The sequence below is a fragment of the Streptomyces purpurascens genome (assembly GCF_045040895.1).
Lineage (GTDB): Bacteria > Actinomycetota > Actinomycetes > Streptomycetales > Streptomycetaceae > Streptomyces > Streptomyces purpurascens.
The window spans coordinates 5,755,131-5,776,340 of the sequence record NZ_CP108341.1; the positions used below are offsets into that span (position 1 = coordinate 5,755,131).

At 72.2% G+C, this 21,210-nt stretch carries 15 protein-coding genes and 1 riboswitch; of the genes, 8 read left to right on the forward strand and 7 right to left on the reverse strand.

Annotated elements, in window-relative coordinates:
- Window positions 1–152 precede the first annotated feature (152 nt).
- Window positions 153–1,439 (forward strand): PspC domain-containing protein, encoded by a 1,287-nt coding sequence (locus tag OHU35_RS26380; RefSeq protein WP_372498747.1) that lies wholly within the window; start codon window positions 153–155, stop codon window positions 1,437–1,439.
- Window positions 1,436–2,179 (forward strand): response regulator transcription factor, encoded by a 744-nt coding sequence (locus tag OHU35_RS26385; RefSeq protein ID WP_189722753.1) that lies wholly within the window; start codon window positions 1,436–1,438, stop codon window positions 2,177–2,179. The genes OHU35_RS26380 and OHU35_RS26385 overlap by 4 nt, the downstream gene beginning before the upstream one ends.
- Window positions 2,180–2,202: 23 nt before the next feature.
- Here the strand turns inward: OHU35_RS26385 and OHU35_RS26390 are convergent, their stop codons facing one another.
- A complete protein-coding gene (locus OHU35_RS26390) occupies window positions 2,203–3,270 on the reverse strand; it encodes an NlpC/P60 family protein (protein WP_405509329.1) in 1,068 nt (355 codons plus the stop codon).
- A 422-nt stretch (window positions 3,271–3,692) separates the two neighbouring features.
- Here OHU35_RS26390 and OHU35_RS26395 point away from each other — a divergent pair, with 422 nt between their 5' ends.
- Window positions 3,693–4,046, forward strand: a complete 354-nt coding sequence (locus tag OHU35_RS26395; RefSeq protein ID WP_189722754.1) for a hypothetical protein — start codon at window positions 3,693–3,695, stop codon at window positions 4,044–4,046.
- Here the strand turns inward: OHU35_RS26395 and OHU35_RS26400 are convergent.
- The gene (locus tag OHU35_RS26400) at window positions 4,024–5,040 is read right to left on the reverse strand and encodes a hypothetical protein (protein ID WP_359887137.1); all 1,017 of its coding nucleotides are present in this window, start codon (window positions 5,038–5,040) and stop codon (window positions 4,024–4,026) included. The genes OHU35_RS26395 and OHU35_RS26400 overlap by 23 nt on opposite strands.
- Before the next feature lie 77 nt (window positions 5,041–5,117).
- Complete coding sequence (locus OHU35_RS26405; protein ID WP_189722756.1) at window positions 5,118–6,302, reverse strand: C40 family peptidase; 1,185 nt, start codon at window positions 6,300–6,302, stop codon at window positions 5,118–5,120.
- A gap of 8 nt (window positions 6,303–6,310) precedes the next feature.
- Window positions 6,311–6,468: riboswitch (cyclic di-AMP (ydaO/yuaA leader) on the reverse strand.
- Window positions 6,469–6,772: 304 nt separating this feature from the next.
- Between OHU35_RS26405 and pcrA the strand changes: the two genes are divergently transcribed.
- Window positions 6,773–9,253: a DNA helicase PcrA gene (gene pcrA / locus OHU35_RS26410; protein ID WP_189722757.1), complete on the forward strand. Its 2,481-nt coding sequence runs from the start codon at window positions 6,773–6,775 to the stop codon at window positions 9,251–9,253.
- An 82-nt stretch (window positions 9,254–9,335) separates the two neighbouring features.
- Here pcrA and OHU35_RS26415 read toward each other — a convergent pair whose 3' ends face one another.
- Window positions 9,336–11,003, reverse strand: a complete 1,668-nt coding sequence (locus OHU35_RS26415; RefSeq protein WP_405507113.1) for a M23 family metallopeptidase — start codon at window positions 11,001–11,003, stop codon at window positions 9,336–9,338.
- Window positions 11,004–11,100: 97 nt separating this feature from the next.
- Window positions 11,101–11,967, reverse strand: a complete 867-nt coding sequence (locus OHU35_RS26420; protein ID WP_189722759.1) for a triacylglycerol lipase — start codon at window positions 11,965–11,967, stop codon at window positions 11,101–11,103.
- Window positions 11,968–12,443: 476 nt separating this feature from the next.
- On the opposite strand from OHU35_RS26420, the gene OHU35_RS26425 reads away from it, so the two are divergent.
- Window positions 12,444–12,860, forward strand: coding sequence for a cobalamin B12-binding domain-containing protein (locus OHU35_RS26425; protein ID WP_189722760.1), 417 nt, complete (start codon window positions 12,444–12,446; stop codon window positions 12,858–12,860).
- 143 nt (window positions 12,861–13,003) lie between these two features.
- On the opposite strand, the gene OHU35_RS26430 is transcribed toward OHU35_RS26425, so the two are convergent.
- Together OHU35_RS26430 and OHU35_RS26435 are read right to left on the reverse strand one after the other, a co-directional pair.
- Window positions 13,004–14,671, reverse strand: a complete 1,668-nt coding sequence (locus OHU35_RS26430; RefSeq protein WP_405507114.1) for a DUF5691 domain-containing protein — start codon at window positions 14,669–14,671, stop codon at window positions 13,004–13,006.
- A gap of 160 nt (window positions 14,672–14,831) precedes the next feature.
- A complete protein-coding gene (locus OHU35_RS26435) occupies window positions 14,832–16,187 on the reverse strand; it encodes an SWIM zinc finger family protein (protein ID WP_405507116.1) in 1,356 nt (451 codons plus the stop codon).
- Window positions 16,188–16,332: 145 nt separating this feature from the next.
- Here OHU35_RS26435 and OHU35_RS26440 point away from each other — a divergent pair, with 145 nt between their 5' ends.
- The 3 genes from OHU35_RS26440 (at window position 16,333) to OHU35_RS26450 (ending at window position 21,197) form a co-directional block, all read left to right on the forward strand.
- Window positions 16,333–17,451, forward strand: a complete 1,119-nt coding sequence (locus tag OHU35_RS26440; protein ID WP_405507117.1) for an AAA family ATPase — start codon at window positions 16,333–16,335, stop codon at window positions 17,449–17,451.
- Between the two features lie 52 nt (window positions 17,452–17,503).
- A complete protein-coding gene (locus OHU35_RS26445) occupies window positions 17,504–19,894 on the forward strand; it encodes a DUF5682 family protein (RefSeq protein ID WP_189722764.1) in 2,391 nt (796 codons plus the stop codon).
- A 139-nt stretch (window positions 19,895–20,033) separates the two neighbouring features.
- Window positions 20,034–21,197, forward strand: a complete 1,164-nt coding sequence (locus OHU35_RS26450; protein WP_405507119.1) for a VWA domain-containing protein — start codon at window positions 20,034–20,036, stop codon at window positions 21,195–21,197.
- Window positions 21,198–21,210 lie beyond the last annotated feature (13 nt).

The following is a 21,210-nucleotide window of genomic DNA, read 5'->3' on the forward strand; positions in this document are numbered from 1 at the left end:
GCGGCGGCAGTCGGAATGACCCTGGCCGGACCCTGATATCGGCCCTGAGGAACGGCGCGGGAAACGTTCGACGGGCCGGCCCGCGGAGATCAGGGGAGTCTCCGGGGTCGACCCTGATGCTCCGGCCTTCCGGCCGTGTGACCATCAATGGCATGTCGGAAGCCGCAGCAGCGCCACTCGCCGAACCGCGGCCGCCGCGCAAGCTCTACCGCAGCAGTGACGGACGCTGGCTCGGTGGCGTGGCGCGAGGCCTCGCCGGGCACCTCGGGCTGCCCGTCGTCTGGGTGCGGCTCATGTTCGTCGGCCTGTTCATGGCCGACGGCCTCGGCGCGCTGCTGTACGCCGCGTTCTGGTTCTTCGTCCCGCTCGGCGTCGGCGGAGTCGACGCGCAGAAGCCGCCGGCCGCCTCGGAGACCGCGCCCGACGGCCGCCGCAGACTCGTCGCCCGCAAACCCGACAAGGGCCAGATAGTGGCTCTGCTGCTCATGGTCGCCGTGGCCCTGGTGTTCGTGGGCAATGTGAACCTCAGCGGCGGGGCCCGGGCCTACCTCTGGCCGGCGGTGCTCGTCGGCGCGGGTGTCGCCCTGGTCTGGCGGCAGGCGGACAACGCCCGCCGGGCCCGCTGGGTCGAGGTCGGCCGCCGCCGGCGCACGGTCACGCTGCTGCGCGCGGGGGGCGGGGTGCTGCTGGTGACGGCCGGCGTCTCCGGCATCTTCGTCATGCAGGGATCCGCCGCCCATCTCGGCTCCGTCCTGCAGGCGGCCCTCGCGGTCCTCGTCGGGATAACGCTCCTCGCCGGGCCGTATCTGGTGCGCATGACGCAGGACCTCTCCGAGGAGCGCCTGATGCGCATCCGTGCCCAGGAGCGCGCGGAGGTCGCCGCCCATGTGCACGACTCGGTGCTGCACACCCTCACCCTGATCCAGCGCAACGCGGAGAACGCGAACGAGGTGCGCCGCCTCGCCCGCGCCCAGGAGCGCGACCTGCGCACCTGGCTCTACAAGCCCGAGGGCACCGGCAAGGACGAGGCCGACGAACCCACCACGCTCGCCGACGCCGTGCGGCGCAACGCGGCCGAGGTGGAGGACAAGCACGGCGTCCCCATCGAGGTCGTGGTGGTGGGGGACTGCCCGCTCGACGAGGGGATCGGCGCACAGATGCAAGCCGCACGGGAAGCAATGGTGAACGCCGCCAAGTACGGTGGCGAGGGCGGAGCCGTACAGGTCTACGCCGAGGTCGAGGGGAAGACGGTCTTCGTGTCCGTCCGGGATCGTGGCCCCGGCTTCGACCTCGACTCGATACCCGCCGACCGCATGGGTGTCAGAGAATCGATCATCGGCCGCATGGAGCGCCACGGCGGCACGGCGCGGCTGCGCGCGGTGCCGGACGGCGGCACGGAGGTCGAGCTGGAGATGGAGAGGGCGGAGAAGACGTCATGAGCGACCCGACCGAGGCGAACGGTACGGCGGAACCGGCGGAGGCGGCCGGGCCCGCGGAGTCGGGCGGCGGCGCCGTCGGGCGTCGGGTGCGCGTGGTCCTCGTCGACGACCACCGCATGTTCCGTACGGGGGTCCAGGCCGAGATCGGGCAGACCGAGCAGACCGGTGTCGAGGTCGTCGGCGAGGCCGCGGACGTCGACCAGGCGGTCACGGTCATCACCGCGACCCGGCCCGAGGTGGTCCTCCTCGACGTGCATCTCCCGGGCGGCGGCGGGGTGGAAGTGCTGCGCCGCTGTGCCCCGTTGATGGCCGACGCCGAGCAGCCGGTCCGCTTCCTCGCGCTGTCCGTGTCGGACGCGGCGGAGGACGTGATCGGCGTGATCCGCGGCGGGGCCCGCGGGTACGTCACCAAGACGATCACCGGCACGGACCTCGTCGACTCCGTCTTCCGCGTCCAGGAGGGCGACGCGGTGTTCTCCCCGCGGCTGGCCGGGTTCGTCCTCGACGCCTTCGCCTCCACGGACGCGCCTCCGGTCGACGAGGACCTGGACCGGCTGACCCAGCGCGAGCGCGAGGTGCTGCGGCTCATCGCCCGGGGGTACGCGTACAAGGAGATAGCCAAGCAGCTGTTCATCTCCGTGAAGACGGTCGAGTCGCATGTCTCGGCGGTCCTGCGCAAGCTCCAGCTCTCCAACCGGCACGAGCTGACGCGGTGGGCCACGGCTCGACGGCTGGTGTGACCCGCGGCCCGGGGTCGGCCCGGTCAGACCACCCGCGTCGCCCCCGCGTAAGGCATCTCGTCGAGCGGGGCGACCCGTACCGGGGCCGCTGAGTTCGGGGCGTGGATCATTTGCCCGTTGCCCACGTAGATGCCGACGTGGCTGATGCCGGCGTAGTAGAAGACCAGGTCACCGGGGAGGAGTTCGGAGCGGGAGACGCGGCGGCCGGCGGCGATCTGGGAGTACGTCGTGCGGGGCAGCGAGACGCCCGCGGAGCGGTACGCGGCCTGGACGAGGCCCGAGCAGTCGAAGGCGTTCGGGCCGGTCGCGCCCCAGACGTAGGGGCTGCCGAGCTTCTGGTAGGCGTAGGAGACGGCTGCGGCCGCGCGGGCGTTGGGCGCCTGCGAGCCGGCGGACCCGGGGGCCGCCAGGGTGTCCCGGAGGCCCGTCGAGGAGCGTGAGGCGCGGTTCGTGCCCGGCCCTTCGCCTAGGGAGGCACGTTCCTGCGCGGTGAGCCGGGACAGCAGCTGCCGTGCGGAGCCCAGCTTTCCGGTGATCGTCTTCTTGTGCCGCTTCAGCTCCGTCTGCCGCGACTTCAGGGACGTCAGCTCGATGTGGGCGGCCCCGCGCAGCTGCTCGATCTCCCGGAGCTGCTTGCGGACTCCCGCGACGGCGGACTTCTGCCGGTTGCCGGCCCGCTCCACGAACTCTGCGTTCTCGAGGTACCGGTCGGGATCGTCGGACAGGGCTAGCCGGAGGGCGGGGTCGATGCCGCCGTCCCGGTACTGCGCGGCGGCGACCGAGCCCAGGGCGTCGCGGGCCGAGTTGAGCCGTTCCTCCTTGCGGGCCGCCTGGTCCTGGAGCTTCTTGATCCGCTCTCCGGCGGCGTCGGCCTTCTCCTTCGCGCCGTTGTACTTCTCGGTGGCGACCTCCGCCTCCTGGTACAGCTTGTCCACCTCGGCCTTGACCTGGCCGGGGGTGAGCTGCGGTTCGGCGTGCCCGGTTCCGTCGAAGCCCGTCGCGGTCGCCGCGCCGGCGAGCGCGATCGTGGCGGCCGTACGGGCCGTGTTGCCGCTCGCGGTGCGCTGTCGGGGCTTGCGGTGCGCTGCCACCTTGGGAGCCACGTCCTTTCGTGCGACCGCCCGGGTGCGTGCGACGGCCGCCGTGGGGAGCGGACGGGCGGCCTGCGCGTCCGGCGACGGCCCGCACAGGGGAAGCGGGCCGCCGCCGACCTTCTGGCGGTGGTGCCCGACTGCCGCCCCTGGCCCGGGCGGCGGTGGGGAGCCGGTCACCTGGGGGAGGACGCTAAACCTCGCCATGGCGGGCCCGTGGCCGGTGCGCGGAACTGTTCCGAGAGGACCGACGGTGACCGTATGCGACCGCGATCCCGCCGTGACGCCGTCGCCTTAACTCAGCGTGATGACCGATGCGTCGAATCATGGGCGAGTGACGGTGATCGGGTGCTATGGGGCGCATTTATGCATCGGTGGGCCGGTGTCGGGCGGATCGGACCCCCTGATTAGGCTCCGGCCTCATGGACGTACTCATCCACCTCTTCGTCGGCCTCCACATCATCGGCATCGCCTCGCTCCTGGGCGGCTTTCTCACCCAGATGAAGGCGATAGGCGAGGGCACCGCCCGCTACACCCCGGCGATGCTGCACGGCGCGCTGACGATGCTGGTCACCGGTGTGATCCTGGTCGGCCTCAACCAGGCCGACGACCAGTCCGTGAACAACATCAAGATCGGCGTGAAGCTGGCCCTCCTGATCGTGATCCTCGGCCTGGTCTACGTGAAACGGGACGACGAGAAGGTGGACAAGGGCCTGTTCGGCCTGGTCGGGCTGCTGACCACGGCGAACATCTTCATCGCCGTGCTCTGGACCTGACCGGGCGCCCGGGGAGCAGCCCGGAACGGGCCGAGGCCGCCGTCCAGGCGGCGGCCACGAGCCACGCCGCGACCGCGATCCACAACAGCGCCTCCCCGAACCCGTCGAGCCAGGAGACGTCGAGGGCGACGGCGACGGCCAGGGCCGCCGTCCCCGTCTTGGCCCAGGTGAACACGGTCGCCCAGCGGCGGACGTCATGGCGGGGCCGGGGCCACAGGAACTCGGCGGCGAGCAGGACGGCGTAGCAGACCAGTGCGAGCACGAGCAGCACGACGGTGACGGTGCGCAGGACGTCCCGGTCGTCCTCGTTCCACAGGTACAGGCGCGCGCTGTCGGCGCTGAGCAGCCGCGCCCCGGCGAGCGCCGAGAGGGCGAGCGCCCCGCCCGCGAGCCAGTGATCGCCGGTCCCCCCGGCCACCTGCCGCACATCGAAACGGACCAGGGCGAGGACGTACAGCACCAGCCCCAGCCAGAACAGCACCAGAGCCGCGTGCGCGAACCAGGCCTCCGACTCGGCCGCGGCCAGCGTGGCGCCGAGCACGGCGAGCCCCTGCGTGGCCATGCAGCGCGCGAACACCGTCCCGGGCTTGCGCCGCTCCCCGCCCTGCGGGACGAGGACGAGCGGCACCGGCCAGAGCAGTACGGCGAGCACCAGCAGCGTCACGGCCAGAGCCTGGGAGCCGGCCGCCGAGAAGGCGGTCCCCAGGACGGCCGTCGCCGCCACGGTGGTGAGGGCGGCCGTCGTCACGCTCTCGAGGACGCCCGGCCTGCGCGCATACGCCCGCCACCTGGTCCCGGCCCGCAGCAGCCGCCGGGTGAAGTCCGCGGCGAACATCAGCCAGGCCGCGCAGGCCAGGCCGAGGGTGATGTGCGAGAGGACCTCGTACCCCGACAGATCCAGACCGACCGACAGGGTGCCGGTCGCCAGCACGGCGGCACTGGCCGCCGGAGCACGCTGCGCCCACCAGGTGACAGAAGGGGAGGTGCCGGGCATACGGCCGATGCTAGGAGGCCCCGCGCGCGTTACCGGCCAGGGCACGCGCGCGGGGCCCCAAAAACGTGCGAGACCGGTCAGGCCGGCCGCACCACGCTGTGGATCGACGACTCGCCGTCGTAGTAGATCGACTCCTCGCGCACGTACGTGCCGGGCTTCGGAGCGTGGATCATCATGCCGTTGCCGATGTAGATGCCGACGTGGGTGACATCGTCGTAGAAGAAGACCAGGTCACCGGGCCGGGCGTCGGCCAGGGGGACCGTGGTGCCGGCGTTGACCTGGTCGTACGTCGTCCGCGGCAGGGTCACCCCGGCGGCCTTCCAGGCGGCCTGGGTGATGCCGGAGCAGTCGTAGGAGCCGGGGCCGGTGGCGCCCCAGACGTACGGCTTGCCGATCTGGGCGCGGGCGAAGGCGAGCGCCTTGTCGGCCTTGGTGGCGTACGAGGAGTCGGGCGCGGTGGACGACGAGGACGACCCCGCGGACGAGGACGAACCCGCCGAGGAGGAGCCGCTGCCCTGCTGCTGGGCGGCCTCCTGCTCCCGCTCCTTCTGCTGTTCGGCCTGCTGCCGGGCCAGCTCGGCGGCCTTGCGGGCGGCCTCCTGCTGCTTCTCCTTCTCGATCGCCGCGAGCCGCGCCTTCTCCTCGGCGGTCAGCTTCGACAGCAGTTCGCGCGCGTCGGCGAGCTTCCTCTGGACGGTCGCCTTGGCCGTCTTCAGGTCACCCTGTGACTCGGTGAGCGTCTCGAGGCTCTCGGCGGCCTCCTGACGCTTCTCCATCGTCTCTGACTGCTGGGTGATGTAGTCGTCGACCGCCACCTTCTGACGGCCGGTCATCCGGTCCATCAGCTGGGTCTGGTCGAAGTAGTCCTGCGGGGTGTCCGCGAGCAGGAACGTGGCGGTGTCCGGGGCGGAGGCGCCGGTGCGGTACTGGGCGGCGGCGAAGGTGCCCAGCTCCTCCCGCGCCTCGTTCAGCTTCTGGGTGCGCTGGGCGACGTCGTCGAGGAGGGTGTCGACGCGCTTGCGCTGCTTGGCGGTCTTCTCCTTGGCCCCGTTGTACTTCTCGGTCGCGGACCCCGCCTGGCGGTAGAGGTCGTCGACCTTTTTCTCGACTTCCTCGAGGCTGGGCTTGTCGTCGGCCTCGGGGGCGGCGTTGGCCGACTGGGACAGCAGGGCCACGGAGGTGAGGGCCGCCGTTGCGAGGGCGGGGGTCCGTATGCCTGCCACGCGCGAACCCGTAGGACGCGACTTGCGGTGCGACGCCAAGGGAGGCGACTCCTTCCATGCTCCGCCTACCGGGTTAGCTGTCGGGTTCGGGCGGATGCTTCGGAAGGGTTGCCCTACGGCCTTCTCCGGAAAGGGAGTCGGGCCGATTCACCCCGGGGTCTCGGTGGGTCCCCGGCTCTGGCTGCCGCTGCGGCACGCCGGACTCGGCGGAGGCCACGCGGCCCGGCGACGTTCGCCGGTGGGGGTCGTGTGGCCTCCTCGCACGGTAGCCAACTCGTGTGGCCCTTGTGAAGGTTGAAGGGTGATATGCCCGATACATTTCCGTGACCTTGCTCATGAACGTCGCCGAGAGTGATCAATCGAGGGGGGTTGGTCACCATTCGCACGTAATTGTGAAGGCCATAGCGGCCTGTGATCGCGTGGACCTGGAGGGTGACAGGGGGGTCCTTTCGGCGATGTTCTCAGGGCGGCGGCGGGCTGTCAGTGGGGCGCCCTAGACTCGGAGAGCGATGAGCAGCCTCTTTGACGACAGCTTCCTGGCGGACCTCCAGGCCCAGCGGGGCCCCGCGGACGAGCCCCCGCCGCCGCCCGAGGACGATCACGGATCGGAGCACGTTCCGGACGATCTGTTCGGCGGGAAGTTCGACGTGCCGCCGGACCGCGACGCCTACTACCGGGACGGCGCCGCGCGCCCGCCGGTGGACGCCGCCGCGCTCCTGGAGGGGCTGAACGACAACCAGCGCGCCGCCGTCGTGCACTCCGGCTCCCCGCTGCTCATCGTGGCCGGCGCCGGCTCCGGCAAGACCCGCGTGCTCACGCACCGCATCGCCCACCTCCTCGCCGAGCGGGACGTCCACCCGGGCCAGATCCTCGCCATCACCTTCACCAACAAGGCCGCCGGCGAGATGAAGGAGCGCGTCGAGCAGCTCGTCGGCCCGCGCGCGAACGCCATGTGGGTGATGACGTTCCACAGTGCCTGCGTGCGCATCCTGCGCCGGGAGAGCAAGAGGCTCGGCTTCACGTCGAGCTTCTCGATCTACGACGCCGCCGACTCCAAGCGCCTGATGGCCCTGGTCTGCCGCGACCTGGACCTCGACCCCAAGCGCTTCCCGCCGAAGTCCTTCAGCGCCAAGATCAGCAACCTGAAGAACGAGCTGATCGACGAGGAGGACTTCGCCGCCCAGGCCGCCGACGGCTTCGAGAAGACCCTCGCCCAGGCCTACGCGATGTACCAGTCGCGGCTGCGCGAGGCGAACGCCCTCGACTTCGACGACCTGATCATGACGACGGTCAATCTGCTGCGCGCCTTCCCGGACGTCGCCGAGCACTACCACCGCCGCTTCCGCCATGTGCTGGTGGACGAGTACCAGGACACCAACCACGCCCAGTACGCCCTCGTCCGGGAGCTCGTGGGCACCTCCGAGCACCCCGTCGACGTACCGCCCAGCGCGGACGACCTGCCGCCCGCCGAGCTGTGCGTGGTGGGTGACGCCGACCAGTCGATCTACGCCTTCCGCGGCGCGACGATCCGCAACATCCTCCAGTTCGAGGAGGACTACCCGAACGCGACGACGATCCTGCTGGAGCAGAACTACCGCTCCACGCAGACGATCCTGAGCGCGGCCAACGCGGTCATCGAGCGCAACGAGTCCCGCCGCCCCAAGAACCTGTGGACCAACGCGGGCACGGGCGCGCAGATCACCGGCTATGTCGCCGACACCGAGCACGACGAGGCCCAGTTCGTCGCCGACGAGATAGACCGTCTCACCGACGCGGGCGAGGCGAAGGCGGGCGACGTCGCCGTCTTCTACCGCACCAACGCCCAGTCCCGTGTCTTCGAAGAGATCTTCATCCGCGTCGGCCTGCCCTACAAGGTCGTCGGCGGTGTCCGCTTCTACGAGCGCAAGGAGGTCCGGGACGTCCTGGCCTACCTGCGCGTGCTGGCCAACCCGGAGGACTCGGTGCCGCTGCGCCGGATCCTCAACGTGCCCAAGCGGGGTATCGGCGACCGCGCCGAGGCGATGATCGACGCCCTCTCCCAGCGGGAGAAGATCAGCTTCCCGCAGGCGCTGAAGCGCGTAGACGAGGCGTACGGCATGGCCGCGCGCTCCACCAACGCCGTCAAGCGGTTCAACACGCTGATGGAGGACCTCCGTACGGTCGTCGAGTCCGGCGCCGGCCCCGCCACCGTGCTGGAGGCGATCCTGGAGCGCACCGGATACCTCGCCGAACTGCAGGCCTCCACCGACCCGCAGGACGAGACCCGGATCGAGAACCTCCAGGAACTCGCCGCCGTCGCCATGGAGTTCGAGCAGGAGCGCGGCGAGGACGAGCGGGGCACCCTGGCCGACTTCCTCGAGCAGGTCGCGCTGGTCGCCGACTCCGACCAGATCCCCGACGAGGAGGACGGCGACGGCGTCATCACCCTGATGACCCTGCACACCGCCAAGGGACTGGAGTTCCCGGTCGTCTTCCTGACCGGCATGGAGGACGGCGTCTTCCCGCACATGCGCGCCCTCGGCCAGACCAAGGAACTGGAGGAGGAGCGGCGCCTGGCGTACGTGGGCATCACGCGCGCACGGGAACGGCTGTATCTGACGCGCTCCACCCTGCGCAGCGCCTGGGGCCAGCCGTCGTACAACCCGCCCTCCCGGTTCCTGGAGGAGATCCCGCCGACCCACTTGGAGTGGAAGCGGACCGGTGCGACCGCGCCCGCGTCCTCCGGGCCGGTCTCCGCCGTGGCGGCCTCGCTGTCGTCGTCCCGTTCGCGTTCGTCGGCTTCGGGAGCCTCAGGTTTCGCCACCCGCCGTACCTCCGAGAAGCCGGTCGTGGCACTGGCTGTCGGGGACCGGGTCACGCACGACCAGTTCGGGCTCGGGACCGTCGTGGGGGTCAAGGGCACCGGCGGGAACGCCGAGGCGACGATCGACTTCGGGGACACCAAGCCGAAGCGGCTGCTGCTGCGGTACGCACCGGTGGAGAAGCTGTAGCCCGGTGCGGCGGCAGTCCCGTGAGGCAGTAGTCCTGTGAGGTGAGCCTCCGCCGGCCGGACCGGCGGGGGCCGCCGGGACGTTACGTCGGGTCGACGCCGTGGCTGCGCAGCCACGGGAGCGGGTCGATCGGCGAGCCGCCGGCCGGACGCACCTCGAAGTGCAGATGAGGGCCGGTCGAGTTGCCGGAGTTGCCCGAGCGCGCGATCGGATCGCCGGCCTTCACGGACGTACCGGAGGGGACCGTGTAGGTGGAGAGGTGGCAGTACCACGTCTCCGTGCCGTCCTTCGCGGTCAGGATCAGCATGTTGCCGTACGCGCTGTTCCACTGGGTGCGGACGGTGCCGTCGGTCGCGGCCATCACGGTCGTGCCGTACGAGACGGGGAAGTCGATGCCGGTGTGCAGGGACATCCAGTTGATGCCGGACTGGCCGTACTGGGCGCTGAGTCCGTGGCGGGCGACCGGCATGGCGAACTTCGGGCGCAGCCGTTCCTTGCGGGCCGCCTCTTCCGCCGCCCTCTTCCGCTCGGCCGCCTGCTGAGCCTTGAGGTCGATACGTTCCTGCGTACGGCTGGCCCGGTCGGCGAAGTCGTCGGCTCCGGCGGAGAGGCTCTGCAGCTGTGTGTCCAGCTTGTTGTTGGCGGCGGCCGGCTGCACCGGCTGCGCGTCCGCCGCGGTGGTCTGCGCCTCCGCGGCGCTGTCCTCGGTGAGGCTGCCGACGGACGCGGCGGCGATCCCCGCGACGCCCATCACACACGCCGAGGGCACCGCGATGGTCATCAGCGCCGAGCGCTTGGGGGGCGTACGGCGGCGGGAACGGGACCCGGCGCGCGCGGCCGCCCGTGCGGCGGTGCGCGGGCCGACCTCTTCCTGGCCGTCCAGGAGCGGGGCGACGGTGGGCAGTTCGCCGGTGGCGGCCGGCTCACCGCCGTCCGCGGCGGGGTCGTCGTAGGAGGCCCCGGTGGCCTCGTCGTAGCCGAGCTGCTCGAACGTCGCCGTCTCTTGCTGGTGGAAGGCGTCCGCGTGCTGCTCGTACCCGTCGGGGGACGGCGCGGCGGAGCCGTCGGAGTTCCACTGCGTGGCGTCGTAGGTGCCGGTGTCGAAGGCCTGCGTGCCCCATTCCCACTGCTGGGTCTGGTCGGCCGGATTGCCGGACTGGTCGGGCTTGAGCCAGGCGCCGGTGTCCCACTGGCCGGTGGCGTCGGGGGACGCGGCCTGCGGCGGGATGACCGACAGCGGCTGCTGCTGGGCCGGCCAGGAGGTCGTGTCGTAGACACCGGTGTCGTAGGCGGCGTGGTGCTGGGCCGCGTACGCGTCGTAGTGCGGGTTCTCGTGCGTGCCCGTGGGCCAGTGACCGGTGTCGTACGTGCCCGTGTCGGAGCCGCTGCCCGGGAGGTTGCCGAAGAGGGGGTCGCTGGCGAAGCTCGCGGTGGCGTGCCCGGTGGCATCGAAACCGGCGCCGTCCGTACCGGTGGTGTGGACGCCGGTGGCGTCGAATCCGGTGGCGGCGTAGTCGCCGTACGTGGTGAAGTCGCCGTACGGGGCTTCCTGGGTGCCGTACGACGCGTAGTGCGCCGAGGCGGCCTCGGAAGCCGGAGCCGGGGGCATGGTCCCCGACGGGTGACGGTCGTTCACCAACTTCTCTTTCGCCTCGACAACAGGGGCTGCCAGAGCAGTGCGGCGACTGTACCCGGCGGTACGCGGGCACGACAATCTTCGGCAGGTTTCGCGCGCGCATGAAACGGGCATTCGGCCGTGTTTTGGCGGACGGCGGGCGCGGGTTTGGCTTTGTGTTCGAAGTTTGTTCGACATTTCGATGCGAGGCGGGCGTCGGCCGGGTCCGGTGTCAGGCCACCGTGAGGCCGCCGGTGTGATCGACGGACGGTTCACCCGGGTGGGCCGTGTCGAGGACCTGCCGTATTCCGTTGGCGACTGCGGGGTGCACGGGCAGGGCGAGATGGCCGATGCCGGTCACCCGCACGTTCTGCACCGTCAGATCGGGATGGTCGATGCGGGCCGTCTCCAGCGGGTCCATCACGGTGTCCAGGTCGCTCCAGTAGCTGACGAAGTGCGTACGGCAGTCAGGGGCGGGCCGAGTGAGCTCCTCGAGCACCGGTGAGCCGGGGCGCATCTGGCGCACGATGGGGTGCGCGTCCGCCAGGGGCGCGACTCGGGTGCCGGAGTGCGGCGTGCCGAGGGTGACGAGGGTCCGGACACGGGCGTCACCGCCGAGCCGCTGTACGTAGTAACGCGCTATCAGGCCGCCGAGGCTGTGCCCGACGACATCGACCCGCGGGGCTCCGGTGCGCTCGCAGATCTCCTCTATGCGCCGGCCGAGCAGCTCGGCCGCGGCGCGTATGTCGCAGGTCAGCGGCGAGTAGTTGAGGGATTCGATCTGCTGCCTGCCGTGCTGGGCGAGGCTGCGGCGCAGCAGGACGAAGACCGAGCGGTTGTCGATGAAGCCGTGCAGCAGGACGACCGGGGGCTTGGCCTCCGTGGGCAGTTGGGCTGCGCCGTCCGCCGGGGGCAGTGCCGGGGCGGGGGCTCGTCGCTCCTGGGTGATGCCGGAGGGATAGAGAAGGAGATGCCCGGCCAGGATCGCGATCTCCAGTGCGGTGGCCTTCAGAAGTGCCAGGGAGAGTCCCGTCAGCCGGCTCGGCAGCAGGCGCTGGCAGAACGGAAGAAAGGGCAGAGCAGCCCTGGTGACCTTCATGGCCGACCTCCTGTCGGCACGCGGAAGGACGGCTCCGCCCCCCGTGTGCCCTCGTGGAAAGCTGCTGCGAAGACGGCCGGCGATGACCACGTGAGCGGCCTGAGCCGCGTGTGCCGTGGGGCCCGAGTGTGGTGTGTGGCGTGTGTGGCGCCAGTGGTCCCCTGCGTGCGGTATGTGCCGTACGTGCGGTTCTTGCCCTGCGTGTCTTCGCCGAAGTGCCGTACCGCCGCTGTGCGTGGTGGGTGGAGCGGCGGTACGGCGACTTCGTCGCGGCTCCCCTTGCGCTTGTCCCACCGTGTGATTTCCCCCTCGGTCCACAGCGCGAAACTGCCGGTGGCGGGATCCTGGAGATAACGTTCGTTCACTTGCCCGGACGATGCGGGGCGAGGTGTCCGTGCGGTGCGGCGTGTACGGCGTGCCCGATGTGTGCGGTACTTGTCGGTACGGATGGATGTATTCGCTTCATGGAGGCAGTGATGGGTGTGGCAGCCGGTCCGATCCGCGTAGTGGTGGCCAAGCCGGGGCTCGACGGCCACGATCGCGGGGCCAAGGTGATCGCGCGGGCCCTGCGTGACGCCGGTATGGAGGTCATCTACACGGGGCTCCACCAGACTCCCGAGCAGATCGTCGGCACGGCGATCCAGGAGGACGCCGACGCGATCGGGCTGTCCATCCTCTCCGGCGCGCACAACACGCTCTTCGCGGCGGTGATCGAGCTGCTCAAGGAGCGGGACGCGGCGGACATCCTGGTCTTCGGCGGCGGGATCATCCCCGAGGCGGACATCCCCCTGCTGAAGGAGAAGGGCGTCGCGGAGATCTTCACGCCCGGCGCGACGACGACGTCGATCGTGGAGTGGGTCCGGACGAACGTACGCCAGCCGGCCGGGGCGTAGGCCTCCGGCGGTGGGGCCGGGACGGCTTCGGCTGGTCGGAGCCGGAGCCGGAGCCGGAGCCGGAGCTGGGCCCGGGGTCGGGGCTGGTGGGGCTTTTGTCGGCCGGGGCCGGTTCCTCGCGCAGTCGTCGGGTACCAGCGGGTCTACGACGCGCTCAGTTCCTCCGCCATCGCCGCGCGCAGCCGCAGGGTCGTGACCAGGCGCTGGAAGGCCTCCGCCCAGTAGCCGCCGGCCCCGGGTGACGCGTTCTCCGGTTCGTCCGGTACGGCCAGCAGAGCGTCGAGACGGCCGGCCTCGGACGGGTCGAGGCAGCGCTCGGCCAGGCCCATGACCCCGCTGAAACTCCATGGATAACTCCCTGCGTCCCGAGCGATGTTGAGCGCGTCCACCACCGCCCGGCCGAGCGGCCCGGACCACGGCACCGCGCACACCCCGAGCAGCTGAAAGGCCTCGGACAGGCCGTGCGTCGCGATGAAGCCGGCCACCCACTCGGCCCGTTCGGCGGCGCCCAGCGTGCCGAGCAGCTTGGCGCGTTCGGCCAGGGACACCGCGCCCGGGCCGCCTGCCTCCGGCGCCGAGGGTTCGCCGAGCAGCGCGCGCGACCACTCGGCGTCCCGCTGGCGCACCGCCGCGCGGCACCAAGCCGCGTGCAGTTCGCCCTGCCAGTCGTCCGCCACCGGCAGCGCCACGATCTCCCGGGGCGTCCGCCCGCCCAGGCGCCGCGACCAGGTCCCGAGCGGTGCCGCCTCCACCAACTGGCCGAACCACCAGGACCGTTCTCCCCGCCCCGCCGGGGCCTTCGCCACGACGCCGTCGCGCTCCATGCCCGGGTCGCACTCGTGGGGTGCTTCGACGGCGATCGTCGGTGCGGTCGGTGCGGCCTGGGCAGTCTGAGCTGCCGGTGCGGCCTGTGGGGTCTGCGTGTGGTCGATGGCCACACATGCCTCCGCCCTGACCGCCATCCGCGCGGCGAGCGCCGAACCGGGCAGCGCCGACAGCAGCTCCGCCGCCGTCGCCCGGACGTTGCGGCTGCGGTCGGCCAGGGCCTGTTCCAGGAACGGCTCGTCGTCCGGGCCCAGGCCCGCGCGCAGGGAGTCGAGGAACATCAGTCGGTCCTCGGCCCGTTCCTTCGTCCAGGTCGCCGCGATCAGTTCGCGTGCGGCGGCCGGTTCGCGGGAGCGCAGGGCGGAGAGGAGAGCGACCCGTTCGGCGAACAGGCCCTCCTGCCACAGCTGCTGGATCCGGTCGTCGTCATCGACGTGCGGCAGGGATGCCCCACCGCCCGGTGCCGAGCGCAGGGCGAACCGCCAGTCCTGGTTCAGCCGCGCCAGCCACAGGGCCCGCGGCCCGGCGAATTCCAGTACCGCAGGACGCAGGTCGGTACGCCCCCGGGCCGCGTCCAGCAGCGCGGGAAGCGCGTGCGGAGGCGGTGCGAAACCGCGGGTGTTGGCCGCCGCGAGCCACTGGGGCAGCAGCTCCATCAGGTCGGGCGCGGAGCCCCGGCGGCCACCGCCGGACGGACCGGGGCGGTCGGCCAGCAGCAGGGCGAGTCTGCGGGCCGCCGCGGGCGGCAGCGGCGGACGAGGGTCCTCCGGGGCCGCTTGCGGGCGCTCCGCCGCCCGCGCCGGACGCAGCCCGGCCCGGCGCCGCACGGTCTCCGTCGCCGCCGTGTCCAGCAGGGCAACCGGTGCCTCCGGGCCCGGCCCGGTGCCCGGCGGGGTGCGCCGGTCCGTGCCCAGCAGCGCCGTGGTGACGAGCCCCTCCCAGGCGCCCGTGACGGGCGCGTCCACAGGAGCGGAGGTCCTGGTCATGAGCTTCCTTTCCGTGGGGCGCCCGGGAGTGGTTGAAGACTCACCCTTACCGGTTGTCCCGTGATGCCTGAAAGATGCGTTGATTTGGTTGATTCATGGGAAGGGTGGGTCGAGGGGAAAAGGTGGTTCGGGGCGGAAAGGCCGGTCCGCCGCCGTCGGTTCAGCACAGGGCCACCGCGTCGCCCGGGCCCTCGGGCCAGGCCGTCAGCGGGGTGAAGCCCTGGTGGCCGCATTCGCCGAAGACCCTGACCGGTGCGCCGCCCGACAGGGCGACGAGCCGCCACAGGCCGGGCCGGGAACGCGCGGCGGGTGTGAGCGGCAGCGCCGCGTCCTCGTCGGCGTCCGCCAACTGCCAGGAGCCGCCGTCCGGTGTGGGGACGACCCGGTCCAGCGTCACCGGGACGGACTCCAGCCATGGATCGTCGCGCAGGGCGTCGCCGTAACGGGCCGCCGCCTGCGATGTCGTCACTCCCGGCGGACGCATGTCCGTGGGCATGGGTGGTGCGAACTGTTCGCCCAGGCCCACCCGCAGCTGCCCGGCGCCCGGGTAGGCGGACAACTCGGCATCCAGGCTCAGGCCTACCGGCAGCGCCAGCTCCGGGGCGCGGCCGGCGGCGCCGTAGGAGAGGAGCAGCACGGTGTGGTGCGAGCCGGCGCCGTGCAGCCAGATCCGGCGGGTCGTCAGGCGTGGGTCCGTCGTGTCGTACTGGGCGAGCACCAGCCAGCGGTCCCGTACCGGCGGGCCCTCCGCGGAGGCCGGCAGGCCGATCCGGGAACGGACCGTGGCGGCGAGACCGTCCGGCAGCCGCTCGCGGCGCAGCCAGCCCTGGCCGAGGAGATGCAGCAGCGCGCACTCCTCCAGCAGCCGCACCGGCCAGCCCGGACCGGTGGACGGGATCGCCCCCAGCTCCCGGACCCGCGTGGCAAGGCCCTGCGCCTGCGCGTCGACCATGCGGGCCGCCGTCTCCTCCCAGAGGCCGTAGCCCGACTGCTCCGCTGTCGCCAGGCCGCCGCGCAACAGGTCCGCCAGGCGCTGCTCCAGCTCCACCGCGCCTGCCGTGACCCGCTCGGCCCGCCGTTCCGCACGGCGCCGCGCCGCCTCCGGATCAGCGGACCCGGACGGCGAACCCGAGCTCTCCCCCGGCCCCTTCTCCTCAGCGCGCTTGCGCCGCCCCGCTATCCACTGCCCGGCCCACTCCGGTGCCTGTCCCGACGGCACCGCTCCGTCGCCGCCCGCCCAGAGCAGCAGCAGCCCGAGAGCGTGCTTGCACGGGAACTTGCGGCTCGGACAACTGCACTTGTACGCGGGCCCGGAGGCGTCCGCGATGTCGACGACCGTCTGATACGGCTTGCTTCCGCTGCCCTTGCACAGCCCCCACACCGTCCCCTCGTCGGAACTCCCCGCCTCGGACCACGGCCCCGCCGCGCCGAGTTTGCTTCCCGCTTTGCGTGACGCGGTGTCAGGCGCCAGTGCCAGCACCTGGTCCGCCGTCCAGCGCACCCCCTGCTGAGTCATGTCATCGAAGGTAGATCCCACCACTGACAATCGGGTCCGTGAGCGGCTCCGGCAGGGCGTTTGTGCAGGTCAGAACGCATTGTCAGTGGTGTGGTGCAACGTGGTCACCAGATCCGAACCGGCCGAGCTGGAGGGGGACTCAGCCATGCCTGTGTCCGTTGAACCGACGTCGCAGACCGACGGTACCGAGGCGCTGCGGCCGCACGCCGAGGACGCTTTCGCCGGCGAACTCGCCGCACTCGCCGCGCAGGACGACCGCCCGCGCCCGGCCCGCTGGAAGCTGTCGCCGTGGGCCGTCGCGACCTACCTGCTCGGCGGCACGCTGCCGGACGGCACGGTGATCTCACCGAAGTACGTGGGCCCGCGCCGCATCGTCGAGGTCGCGGTCACCACGCTCGCCACCGACCGAGCCCTGCTCCTGCTCGGCGTGCCCGGCACGGCGAAGACCTGGGTGTCCGAGCACCTGGCCGCGGCGGTCAGCGGCGACTCCACGCTGCTGGTGCAGGGCACCGCCGGCACACCGGAGGAGGCCATCCGGTACGGCTGGAACTACGCGCGGTTGCTCGCCCACGGCCCGAGCCGCGACGCCCTCGTGCCCAGCCCGGTCATGCGGGCGATGGCCGACGGCATGACCGCCCGCGTCGAGGAGCTGACGCGTATCCCGGCCGATGTGCAGGACACGCTCATCACGATCCTGTCGGAGAAGACGCTGCCGATACCGGAGCTGGGCCAGGAGGTGCAGGCGGTCCGCGGCTTCAATCTGATCGCCACGGCCAACGACCGCGACCGCGGGGTCAACGACCTGTCCAGCGCCCTGCGCCGCCGCTTCAACACGGTGGTGCTGCCGTTGCCGGAGAGCCCCGAGGCCGAGGTCGACATCGTCTCGCGCCGCGTCGACCAGATCGGCCGCTCCCTCGACCTGCCGGCCGCGCCCGACGGCCTCGACGAGATCCGCCGGGTCGTCACGGTCTTCCGGGAGCTGCGCGACGGGGTCACGGCCGACGGCCGCACGAAGCTGAAGTCGCCCAGCGGCACGCTGTCCACGGCCGAGGCGATCTCCGTCGTCACCAACGGACTCGCCCTGGCCGCCCACTTCGGCGACGGCGTGCTGCGGCCCAGCGATGTCGCCGCGGGCATCCTCGGCGCGGTGGTCCGCGACCCGGCGGCCGACCGCGTCATCTGGCAGGAGTACCTGGAGACGGTGGTCCGCGAGCGCGACGACTGGAAGGACTTCTACCGGGCCTGCCGTGAGGTGAGCGTGTGAGCGGTACGAGGAGGGGCCAGCAGGGGCGCGCGTGGAGGGGGAGGGGGTTGGCGTGACAGGCGTGGAGAGGGCTGAGGGCCGGGGGGCCGGGGCCGGGCCGCTGCTGCTCGGCGTGCGGCATCACGGGCCGGGGTCCGCCCGGGCGGTGCGGGCCGCGCTGGAGGAGGCCCGGCCGCGGGTCGTGCTGATCGAGGGCCCGCCCGAGGCCGATGCCCTGATCCCGCTCGCCGCCGACGAGGAGATGCGGCCTCCGGTCGCCCTGCTCGCCCATGCCGTGGACGAACCCGGCCGCTCGTCGTTCTGGCCGCTGGCCGAGTTCTCCCCGGAGTGGGTCGCCATCCGCTGGGCCCTGGCACACGACGTCCCGGCCCGCTTCATCGACCTGCCGGCCACGCACACGCTGGCCTGGGGGAGGCAGGAGGACGCGACGAGTGCCGACGGCGACGGCGACGGCGAAGGCGAAGGCGACAGCGACTCGGGCCCCGGCCCAGCCGACCTGCGGATCGATCCGCTCGGCGTGCTCGCCGAGGCCGCCGGCTACGACGATCCGGAGCGGTGGTGGGAGGACGTCGTGGAGCACCGGGGCGTGGGGAAGGGCGACGCGCTCGCGCCGTTCACCGTGCTCGAGGAGGCCATGGGGGCGCTGCGCGAGACCTACGGCGTCGGGGGCCATGAGCGGGACCTGGTGCGGGAGGCCCATATGCGGCTCCAGCTGCGGGCCGCGCAGCGGGAGTTCGAGGACGGCGTGGCCGTCGTCTGCGGGGCCTGGCACGTGCCCGCCCTGCGGCAGAAGGCGACCGTCGCGGCCGACAAGGCGCTGCTGAAGGGGCTGCCCAAGGTCAAGACGGACATGACCTGGGTGCCGTGGACCCACCGCAGGCTGTCCCGGATCAGTGGATACGGGGCCGGCATCGAGTCGCCGGGTTGGTACGGGCATCTGTTCAGCGCCCCGGACCGGCCGGTCGAACGGTGGCTGACCAAGGTGGCCGGGCTGCTGCGCGCCGAGGACCGCATCGTCTCCTCCGCGCATGTCATCGAGGCGGTGCGGCTGGCCGAGACGCTCGCCGCGATGCGCGGCCGTCCGCTGCCCGGCCTGAGCGAGACGACCGACGCGGTGCGGGCGGTGATGTGCGAGGGCTCGGACGTACCGCTGGCGCTGGTGCACGACCGGCTGGTCGTGGGGGACGTGCTGGGGGAGGTGCCGCCGACGGCGCCGGCGGTTCCGCTGCAGCGGGACCTCGCCCGGCTCCAGCGCCGGCTGCGGCTGAAACCGGAGGCGCTGGAGCGGGAGTTGGAGCTCGACCTGCGCAAGGAGACCGACGCCGGCCGCAGCAGGCTGCTGCACCGGCTGCGATTGCTCGGAGTCGGGTGGGGCGAACCGGCCGCCTCACGCGGCAGTACGGGCACGTTCCGGGAGACCTGGCGGCTGCGCTGGGAGCCCGAGCTGTCGGTGCGGGTCGCCGAGGCCGGTGTGTGGGGGACGACCGTACTGTCTGCCGCGACCGCGAAGGCCGAGGCGGACGGGGTCGCCGCGCAGGGCCTCGCCGATGTCACCGCGCTCGCCGAGCGCTGCCTGCTGGCCGAACTGCCCGACGCCCTGCCCACGGTGATGCGGATCCTCGCCGACCGGGCGGCCCTCGACACGGACGTCGGCCATCTCGCCCAGGCGCTGCCGGCCCTGGTCCGCTCCCTGCGCTACGGCGATGTGCGCGGCACGGACACCGGGGCCCTGGCGGAGGTCGCCGCGGGCCTGGCCGAGCGGGTCTTCGTCGGCCTGCCCCCGGCCTGCGCCGCGCTCGACGCGGACGCCGCCGAGGAGATGCGGCGCCATGTGGACGCGGTGCACGGGGCGGTGGGACTCCTGGGCGACGCACCCGCGGCGGGACACGGCCACTTGAGAGGCCGTTGGCAGTCCGTGCTGCGCGTGCTGTGCGGGCGGGACACCGTGCCCGGGGTGATCCGGGGGCGGGCCGTGCGGCTCCTGCTCGACGACGGGGAGCTGGCGCAGGACGAGGCGGCGCTGCTCATGGGGCTCGTCCTGTCACCGGGCACGCCGCCCGCGGACGCGGCCGCGTGGATCGAGGGCTTCGTGGGAGGAGGCTCCGGTGGCGGGATGCTCCTGGTGCACGACGAGCGGCTGCTCGGGCTGGTCGACGCGTGGCTGACCGGAGTGCCGGCGGAGGCCTTCACGGACGTGCTGCCCCTGCTGCGGCGGACGTTCTCGGCGTACGAGCCCGGGGTGCGCCGGACCCTCGGCGAGCTCGTCCGGCGCGGGCCGGGCGGCGGGGGCGGTTCGGCAGCGGCCGGCTCCGGCATACCCGGCTTCGGGCCCGAGCTCGACACGGCGCGCGCGGATGCCGTGCTGCCGGTCGTGCGGCTGCTGCTCGGGCTGGACGACGTGGAAGAGAGAACCGGTAACGACCTGGCGGGGGTGACGGGATGACGACCGACGGACTGAGGGAGCCGGCTCCGAGGACGGAAGCGGCGGACACCATCGGGAACGGGCCCCGGGCGGAAGGCCGGCCGACGACGACCGTGCCGGTGATCCCGCTGTGGGAACGGCCTCGCGGGGGAGGACACGGATGACGACCGAGGTGACGGACCCGGCGCAGGTGCGGTTGCGGCGGTGGCGGCTGGTGCTCGGCGGTGACACGGCGGACGGCACCGGATGCGCGCTGTCGGGGCAGGACGCCGCGATGGACGGGGCGCTCACCGCGCTCTACGGCAAGGGCGAGAAGCCACAGGGAGGCCGGGACCGTTCGGCGGGGCTCGGGGCGTCGGCGCCGTCCGTGGCGCGCTGGCTCGGGGACATCCGGAGGTACTTCCCGTCCTCCGTCGTGCAGGTCATGCAGCGCGACGCCATCGACCGGCTCGGTCTCGCCACGCTGCTGCTGGAGCCGGAGATGCTGGAGGCGGTGGAGGCCGACGTGCATCTCGTCGGCACGCTGCTGTCGCTCAACAAGGCCATGCCGGAGACGACGAAGGAGACGGCACGGGCCGTCGTGCGCAAGGTCGTCGAGGACCTGGAGAAGCGGCTCGCCACCCGCACCCGGGCCACCCTCACCGGCGCCCTCGACCGCAGCGCCCGCATCAACCGGCCCCGTCACCACGACATCGACTGGAACCGCACGATCGCGGCCAACCTCAAGCACTACCTGCCCGAGTACCGAACGATCGTGCCGGAACGGCTCATCGGGTTCGGGCGGGCGTCCCAGTCCACGAAGAAGGAGGTCATCCTCTGTATCGACCAGTCGGGATCCATGGCGGCATCGGTTGTGTACGCGTCGGTGTTCGGAGCGGTGCTCGCCTCGATGCGGACGATCTCCACGCGACTCGTCGTCTTCGACACGGCGGTCGTCGACCTCACGGACCAGCTCGACGACCCGGTCGACGTGCTCTTCGGCACGCAACTCGGTGGCGGTACGGACATCAACCGGGCGCTCGCGTACTGCCAGTCGCAGATCACCCGGCCGGCGGAGACGGTGGTCGTGCTGATCAGCGACCTCTACGAAGGGGGCATCCGGAACGAGATGCTCAAGCGGGTCTCGGCGATGAAGGCGTCGGGGGTGCAGTTCGTGACGCTGCTGGCGCTCTCGGACGAGGGGGCACCGGCGTACGACCGGGAGCACGCGGCCGCGCTCGCCGCTCTGGGGGCACCGGCGTTCGCCTGCACGCCCGATCTGTTCCCGGAGGTGATGGCGGCGGCGATCGAGAAGCGGCCGCTGCCGATACCGGACGCGGTGTGACGATTTGTCGACG

Bases quoted from the DNA above. Each gene is read 5' to 3' on its own strand.
- OHU35_RS26380 (WP_372498747.1), top strand. From the start codon at position 153: ATGTCGGAAGCCGCAGCAGCGCCACTCGCCGAACCGCGGCCGCCGCGC.
- OHU35_RS26385 (WP_189722753.1), top strand. From the start codon at position 1,436: ATGAGCGACCCGACCGAGGCGAACGGTACGGCGGAACCGGCGGAGGCG.
- OHU35_RS26395 (WP_189722754.1), top strand. From the start codon at position 3,693: ATGGACGTACTCATCCACCTCTTCGTCGGCCTCCACATCATCGGCATC.
- OHU35_RS26400 (WP_359887137.1), bottom strand. From the start codon at position 5,040: ATGCCCGGCACCTCCCCTTCTGTCACCTGGTGGGCGCAGCGTGCTCCG.
- pcrA (WP_189722757.1), top strand. From the start codon at position 6,773: ATGAGCAGCCTCTTTGACGACAGCTTCCTGGCGGACCTCCAGGCCCAG.
- OHU35_RS26415 (WP_405507113.1), bottom strand. From the start codon at position 11,003: ATGCCCGTTTCATGCGCGCGCGAAACCTGCCGAAGATTGTCGTGCCCG.
- OHU35_RS26420 (WP_189722759.1), bottom strand. From the start codon at position 11,967: ATGAAGGTCACCAGGGCTGCTCTGCCCTTTCTTCCGTTCTGCCAGCGC.
- OHU35_RS26425 (WP_189722760.1), top strand. From the start codon at position 12,444: ATGGGTGTGGCAGCCGGTCCGATCCGCGTAGTGGTGGCCAAGCCGGGG.
- OHU35_RS26430 (WP_405507114.1), bottom strand. From the start codon at position 14,671: ATGACCAGGACCTCCGCTCCTGTGGACGCGCCCGTCACGGGCGCCTGG.
- OHU35_RS26435 (WP_405507116.1), bottom strand. From the start codon at position 16,187: ATGACTCAGCAGGGGGTGCGCTGGACGGCGGACCAGGTGCTGGCACTG.
- OHU35_RS26440 (WP_405507117.1), top strand. From the start codon at position 16,333: ATGCCTGTGTCCGTTGAACCGACGTCGCAGACCGACGGTACCGAGGCG.
- OHU35_RS26450 (WP_405507119.1), top strand. From the start codon at position 20,034: ATGACGACCGAGGTGACGGACCCGGCGCAGGTGCGGTTGCGGCGGTGG.